Source organism: Roseomonas sp. 18066 (assembly GCF_902706185.1).
Classification (GTDB): Bacteria; Pseudomonadota; Alphaproteobacteria; order Acetobacterales; family Acetobacteraceae; genus Pseudoroseomonas.
On record NZ_CACSJM010000262.1, the window covers coordinates 1 to 4454 of the forward strand.

The window sequence follows — 4454 nt, forward strand, 5'->3', positions numbered from 1 at the left end:
GCCCCCCGCCGCCGATCCTGACCTGGAAGAGGCCCCGCTCGCCTCCGGCCAGCCACCCGCCACGCCGGCGCAGCTGCTGGCCCGGCTGGAGGCGCTGGGCATCGCGCAGCAGACGGTCGAGCACCCGCCGCTGTTCACCGTGGCCGACAGCAAGGCCTTGCGCGGCCAGCTGCCGGGCGGCCATGCCAAGAACCTGTTCCTGAAGCCGAAGCAGCCCGGCCCCTATCTGCTGGTGGTGCTGGAGGAGGACCGCCAGGTCTCGATCAACGCGCTGCTGCGGGCGCTGGGCGTCCCCCGCGGCCGCTTCGCCTCGGCCGGGGAGCTCTGGGCCGAGCTCGGCGTGCGGCCCGGCTCGGTCACCCCCTTCGGCATGGTCAACGCGGCGCACGGCCGGGTGCGCGTCGCCATCGACGCGGCGCTGCTGGAAACGGCGCGGGTGCATTTCCACCCGCTGGTGAACACCGCGACCACCGGGCTGGCGCCGCAGGGGCTGTGGCGCTTCCTCGAGGCGCTGGGCCATGCGCCGGAGCGGCTGGACCCGCCCGCCGCCGAAACCGCCGCCCAATAAGCGTCCCGGCGTCGCCCGGCGCCGCGCTTCGCGCCTTGCGCAAGGCGGCGCGCGGCGCATCTATGGGCGGCAGGAAAATGCCGGAGCTACCCCGATGGACGTGATCGAAGACCCCAACAACGCCTCCCCTGCCGCGGCCGAGCTGATCAAGGACGGCGATTCCCGCTCCTTCATGCAGGATGTCATCCAGGCCAGCCGCGAGGTGCCGGTGCTGGTCGACTTCTGGGCGACCTGGTGCGGCCCCTGCAAGACGCTGACGCCGGCGCTGGAGAAGGTGGTCAAGGCCGCCCAGGGCCGCATCCGCCTGGTCAAGATCGACATCGACCAGAACCGCCCCCTGGTGCAGCAGCTGTCGCAGATGGGCCTGCCGCTGCAGTCGGTGCCGACCGTGGTCGCCTTCTGGCAGGGCCAGATCGCCGACCTGTTCCAGGGCGCCCTGCCGGAATCCGAGATCAAGCGCTTCGTCGAGACGCTGCTGAAGGCGGCGGGCGGCGAGATGCCGGCGGCCGAGCTGCTGGCCGAGGCCAAGACCGCGCTGGAGCAGGGCGACCATCCGGGCGCGCTGGAGCTCTTCGCCGCGGTGATGCAGCAGGAGCCGGAGAATCCGGAGGCCGTCGCCGGCTTGGCCCGCACCCTGATGGCCATGGGCGAGGAGGAGCAGGCGCTGGAGCTGCTGGCCCAGGTGCCCGAGAAAATCGCCAACCATGCCGAGATCGCCGGCGTGCGCAGCGCGCTGGAGCTCGCCGCCGAAGGCCGCAAGGCCCGCGAGATGCTGGCCGAGTTCGAGGCCCGGCTGGCCGCCGACGCCAACGACCACCAGGCCCGCATCGACAAGGCGGTGGCGCTGAACGCCATGGAGCAGCGGGACGCGGCTGCGGCCGAGCTGCTGGAGGCGATCAAGCGTGACCGCGCCTGGGGCGAGGAGGCGGCGCGCAAGCAGATGCTGAAGTTCTTCGAGGCCTGGGGCCCGATGGACCCGGCGGCGGTCAAGGCGCGGCGCGGCCTGTCCACCTATCTGTTCCGCTGAGCCGGAAGGGCCGGGAATGGATCCCTTCCAGCCCCGGCCCGACAGCCTGCCGGCCGAGGTGCCGGTGTTTCCGCTGACCGGCGCGCTGCTGCTGCCGGGCGGCCGGCTGCCGCTCAACATCTTCGAGCCGCGCTACCTGGCGATGGTCGAGGCGGCGCTGGCGGCCGGGCGGCTGCAGGCCATGGTGCTGCCCGATCCGGGCTTTCCGCGGCTCGGCGGCCGCTCGACCCTGCAGAAGGTCGCCTGCCTGGGGCGGATCGCCTCCTTCTCCGAGACCGAGGACGGGCGCTACCTGGTCACCCTGCGCGGGCTGCTGCGCTTCCGGGTGGCCGCCGAGCTGCCCGACGACCCGGCCGGCTTCCGCCGCGTGCGCACCGATTTCTCCCCCTATCTGGCCGACCTGGCCCCGGTCGAGGCGCCGGCGCTGGACCGTGCCGCGCTGGTCGCGGCGCTGCGCCCCTATTTCCTGTCGCGCCGGATCGAGGCCGACTGGGCGGCGATCGAGCAGGCGGCGGCGCCGATGCTGGTGACCAACCTCTGCATGCTGTGCCCCTTCGGCGATGCCGAGAAGCAGGCGCTGCTGGCCGCGCCCGACCTGCCGGCGCGGGCGGCGATGCTGGTCGCCCTGCTGCGGCTGGAGGCGGCGGGCCCGACCCAGGGCCGCGCCAGCTAGGGCCCCTTGCCGCAAAGAACGTTGACGGCGCCGAGGCCGTGGCGCAGGAATCCCGCGACATGACGCATGCAAACGATACCGATCCCGTGACCCCCTCCGCGACCCCCGGCGGCCCGGTCGATCCGCGCCTGCTGGAGATCCTGGTCTGCCCGGTCAGCAAGGGCACGCTGCGCTACGACCGCGAGCGCGGCGAGCTGGTCAGCGAGCAGGCCGGCCTCGCCTATCCGATCCGCGACGGCATCCCGATCATGCTGCCGGACGAGGCGCGCCGCCTCGACGGCTGAGCCGCGCCCTTGCCCACCCCCACCGAGGTCCGGCTGAAGCGCGCCGAGCGCCTGCTCGAGGTCAGCTTCGACGACGGCGCCCGCTTCAGCCTGCCGGCCGAGTATCTGCGGGTGGAAAGCCCCTCGGCCCAGGTGCAGGGGCATGGCCCCGGCCAGAAGCAGCTGGTGGCCGGGCGCCGCGCCGTCGGCATTCTCTCGATGGAGCCGGTCGGGCATTACGCGGTGCGGCTGGTCTTCGACGACCTGCATGACAGCGGCATCTATACCTGGGACTACCTGCACCAGCTGGGCCGCGAGCAGGCGGCGCGCTGGGCCGATTACGAGGCGCAGCTGGCCGCCCGCGGCCTGAGCCGCGACCCGCCGCCGCGGCGTTAGTTTTCTACCTTCCGACATCCTGACCGCCAGAGAGAGGCTTTCCATGACGCGCAACCTGCCCGTGGTGGCCATCATCGGCGGCGGCTTCGCCGGCACGGCGCTGGCCCTGCAGCTGGCCGGCAAGGCCGGGGTCACGCTGTTCGAGCCGGCGCCGGTCGGCCCCGGCCTGGCCTATGGCACCGCCGAGCCCGCCCACCTGCTGAACGTCCCGGCCGCCGGGATGAGCCCCTTCCCGGACAAGCCTGCCCATTTCACCGACTGGCTGGCCGCCCAGCCCGATGCGCCGCCGCTGCCGGCCGCCGGGCCGCGCTTCGCGCCCCGCTATCTCTATGGGCGCTACCTGCAGGAGCTCTGGGCCGCCGCGGCGCCGGCGATCCGGCATGTGCCGCGGGGCGTCGCCTCGGTCGAGCGCGCCGGCGCCGGCTTCCGGGTGACGGACACCTCGGGCGAGGCCTTCGCCGTGGATCGGGTGGTGCTGGCGGTGGGCGGGTTCGCCGCCACCCCCGGCGCGCCGCCGCATCTGGCCGGCGACCCCTGGGACCCGGCGGCGCTGGAGGGGCTGGCCCCCGAGGCCCCGCTGCTGCTGGTCGGGCTGGGCCTGACCATGGTCGATGTGCTGCTGGCGCTGCGCGAGCGCGGCCATGTCGGGCCGGTCACCGCCATCTCCCGCCATGGCTGGCTGCCGCTGTCCCATCTGATGGGGGTCTTCCCGCCGCCCTGGCCGATGGCGCTGGCGGAAGGCGAGGCCCCCGGCGTGCTGGCCGCCTTCCGCTGGCTGCGGGTCGAGGTGGCGCGCGCCGCCGCGGCCGGCCAGCCCTGGCAGGCGGTGATCGACGGGGTGCGGCCGCTGGTGCAGCGGATCTGGCGCGGCTGGGATTCGGTTCAGCGTCGCCGCTTCCTGCGTCATGCCCGCAGCGCCTGGAACCTGCACCGCCATCGCCTGGCCCCCGAGGCCGCCGGCCGCATTGGCGCTGAGCTGGCCACCGGCGGGCTGCGGCCGGTCGCGGCCCGGCTGGCCGACTGGCGGGTGGGGGCCCAGGGGGTGGAGGCCGTGCTGGATCGCCGCGGTGGCGGCCAGGAGGTTCTGTCCGTTGCCCGGATCATTCTCTGCACCGGGCCCGAGGGGGGCGCCGCCTGGCGCGAGGCCGCCCCGGTCGCCGGGATGCTGGCCGCCGGGCTGCTGGCGCCGGATGCGCTGGGCCTCGGCCTGTCGGTCTCGCCCGAGGGCGTGGCGCTGGATGCGGCCGGCCAACAGGTCGCCGGGATCGACGTGCTGGGCCCGCTGACCCGTGGCGCGCTGTGGGAAATCACCGCGGTGCCGGACATCCGGCTGCAGGTCGCCGGGCTGGCAGATCGTATCGATCGCGGAAAATACGAAATTCCTGCTTGCGGGGTCGGGCTGGCGCCCATATAAGCCCCTCCACGCCGCCGGTTGGCGCTGCTGAACGGCGAACGGGAAGTGATTGGCTGGTTTCTGGGGTTGACGGGCGAAGGTTTCGCCAGTAGATCCCGCCTCCCGATCAAGTA

6 protein-coding genes are annotated in these 4454 nt (G+C 73.8%); all 6 read left to right on the top strand.

Going from position 1 to position 4454, the window contains the following annotated elements; translation table 11 throughout:
- A partial coding sequence (locus GVN67_RS28255) for a prolyl-tRNA synthetase associated domain-containing protein (protein ID WP_368667270.1) occupies window positions 1-568 on the top strand: 568 nt, incomplete at its 5' end.
- Between the two features lie 94 nt (window positions 569-662).
- A complete protein-coding gene (locus GVN67_RS28260) occupies window positions 663-1595 on the top strand; it encodes a co-chaperone YbbN (RefSeq protein WP_160000636.1) in 933 nt (310 codons plus the stop codon).
- A 16-nt stretch (window positions 1596-1611) separates the two neighbouring features.
- Window positions 1612-2268: an LON peptidase substrate-binding domain-containing protein gene (locus GVN67_RS28265; RefSeq protein ID WP_160000637.1), complete on the top strand. Its 657-nt coding sequence runs from the start codon at window positions 1612-1614 to the stop codon at window positions 2266-2268.
- A gap of 59 nt (window positions 2269-2327) precedes the next feature.
- On the top strand, window positions 2328-2552 hold the full coding sequence (locus tag GVN67_RS28270; RefSeq protein WP_160000638.1) for a Trm112 family protein: 225 nt from the start codon (window positions 2328-2330) through the stop codon (window positions 2550-2552).
- A 9-nt stretch (window positions 2553-2561) separates the two neighbouring features.
- Window positions 2562-2927: a gamma-butyrobetaine hydroxylase-like domain-containing protein gene (locus tag GVN67_RS28275; protein WP_160000639.1), complete on the top strand. Its 366-nt coding sequence runs from the start codon at window positions 2562-2564 to the stop codon at window positions 2925-2927.
- A gap of 43 nt (window positions 2928-2970) precedes the next feature.
- Window positions 2971-4341, top strand: a complete 1371-nt coding sequence (locus tag GVN67_RS28280; RefSeq protein WP_160000640.1) for an FAD/NAD(P)-binding protein — start codon at window positions 2971-2973, stop codon at window positions 4339-4341.
- The last annotated feature ends 113 nt before the right edge of the window (window positions 4342-4454 follow it).